We start from the raw sequence: 2,499 nt of genomic DNA, 5'->3' as shown, positions 1-2,499 counted from the left end.
AAATAATAGATTGGCCCCCATTGGGATAAAAAGTCTAATAAGCAAATTTGTCGAAATATTTAGTATATCATTTACATATTTCTGCGTTATTCTCCACCCTTATTTGGGTATCATATAGAAAAGAAACTGAAAGCGTTTACATATACTAAAAAATAGAACCGTGCATCACCAGATTTATCTACAACTAACAATAGGAGTGGATTTCATGGACACGCAAGGGAATCTTTTATTAGGATTATTGTGTGGGACGACTTTAAGTGTTCCATTATGGTTTGCGTTTTTCGGTTGGATTAAATTAGTTATTCAAATGATTCATTAGTAATATAAATATCAATAGAATAAAATGATGTTCAGTTTATACTCAGCCTCTTTGAATACTTTATAATTATCGGTAGTGGCGATTAAATTTAGCTCTTTTAATGCAAAAAATTTTCAATGTCATGATCAATGATTGGGGATTTCCTAGTTATTAATCATATCTACCTTTTCTTGAATAATATCTAGGGCGATGACTCCGTTGTGTTGCGCTAATAGAATAGCATTCTATAGTCCTACATATCCTGTTCCAGCAATTGTTATTTTCAATTGTGTTCATCGCCATATTATTTTTTGATAGCATAGAAAAAAGATACCCTTGCTTTCTTTCTTAGTTGAAATAAAAAATCAGTAGAAAATCTTATATTCTTGTTGATAATCGGTCATTTACCATATTCATAACAGCCGTTTGGATAGCAACCAAATTCATTTTGCTATCTTCCACCCATAGTCCTTTAATCCCAAAGTAAAACTTCGCCTAAGGCTCTGTTCTCAGACGGACGCAGACAGACCAGGAACCATAAGATAAATAATACTTCAATACATTGATGCAGGCAGGTTAATCTTATTTTCCTGACCACCTGTTTTTCTTAAAGAAGTGGCTTAGTCTTCCACTGCTTCTCTTTTATTCCTGCTACATCGCCTAAGATTTCATTTCTGAATGATTCCATTAACCCAGCAATTTGTTCAGCTTCATATTTCCCTTTTAAGGTAATTAATTAAATTGACTCCTGGTAAAAACCATACTTTTCAAAAATAGCAAAGAGACCTTCATACCCATCTGGTTACCAGTTAGAACATCATATACAACAGAACTGCTTTTCACTACTACACCTAATCGATTGCATCCAGATTTGTAGCCATAAAAATATTTGCGTCAAGCTCCTCACCATATTGAATGGCCAATTCAGACTACTTTGTTTAATAAAGAACCTTCTTTTCCATTTTAATATAAGTAGAAAATGTGGTGGTTAAATAAACAATTTGATACTTATTTTCAATAGTTCAAACAAAAAACTTAGTTATAATTTTGAAAATTATTTACCGACCCATCAGAACGAGTTTCAGTAATCATTACTTTGTTATTTTTAATATTCAGTGTTGGTAATGCCCCTAACCTCATCCCCTCAGAAGTTATTTGCACAAAATTACCTTTTGGGTCCTCTAAAAATTGTAAAGCGTAAGTTTGATGACTTTTAATATTTTTGAATCTATCCGCTGCTACACCTTGAATATTACAATTTTTTGACCCATATAAAACAAATCCCGTACCATCAGGTCGTATTTTATTCGCATGCCATCCATTTGCCTCAGCCATTAAACCTGAACCAATAATATCATTTGCTGCGAAAACAAACCCATATTTACTGTTATCTTGTGCCTCCGATCCTGTAATTGTAATCCGATTAGCATTAATAAAATACCCATTTCCCCTTTCAGGATTTATTCTTCCTGAAAACCAAGATTTACAATTTACAAATCGGCTATTAGCTGATAAATTACCAATATAAATCCCATCAAGTCCACTGGCTCCTGTTGAACAATCTGTAAACCAGTTGTCAAAAGCATTAGAATAAATACCTACCCCATCAGTTCTCATTGTTTGAACATTTTTAATTCGGCTTTCTCCTCGCCCCTCAATATATAACCCATCTCCCTTAGTTTCTGATATGTAGACATTTTCAATTAAATGACGAGCATCATGTTCTCCTACCTTACTTGATTCTCTCATTTTTACTGAATCAGATGTGTTAATGAATTCAATTCCTCTTGCTTCTGTAGAAGTTTGATTCTTTCGATTCCCATCAATCATAAAATCTCGTAAATGTACCATTTGAGTAACTTTTGATTTTAATACAATTAAAGCTTTATTGTTATTCTCTTTCATTCTTAACACAGTATCATTTCCAGTTCCAAGCAACTCGACATAAGATGGTATTTTTATTTGTGATAAAATATATTTCCCTTTAGGAATAAAAACAATTCCTTTAGATTTACCCGCTAAATTAATGGCATCTTGAAATGCCTTAGTACTATCAGTATCTCCACTAGGATCTGCTCCTAAATCAATTACATTGATCAGAGAATTTTGTAATAATCCATTTTTATTCTCATTTTCCAACAAATCATTTAATAAAAATCCAAAAATCAATAAAATTAGTAATACATTGCAAATAATTAATG

Annotated in this window: 1 protein-coding gene and 1 pseudogene; both read right to left on the bottom strand. The window is 32.2% G+C overall.

What is annotated here, in order from left to right:
- Window positions 1-357: 357 nt before the first annotated feature.
- Window positions 358-537: pseudogene (locus V7659_RS14105) on the bottom strand (UDP-glucose 6-dehydrogenase); the annotation flags it as partial.
- 796 nt (window positions 538-1,333) lie between these two features.
- Window positions 1,334-2,499, bottom strand: a 1,166-nt coding sequence (locus tag V7659_RS14100) for a glycosyl hydrolase family 28-related protein (RefSeq protein ID WP_335540531.1), incomplete at its 5' end; no start/stop codon positions are given.

Origin of the sequence: Neobacillus drentensis (genome assembly GCF_036966985.1) — a bacterium.
In the GTDB taxonomy this organism is placed as follows: domain Bacteria; phylum Bacillota; class Bacilli; order Bacillales; family Cytobacillaceae; genus Neobacillus; species Neobacillus drentensis_E.
This window is presented reverse-complemented; position numbering and strand designations above follow the sequence as displayed.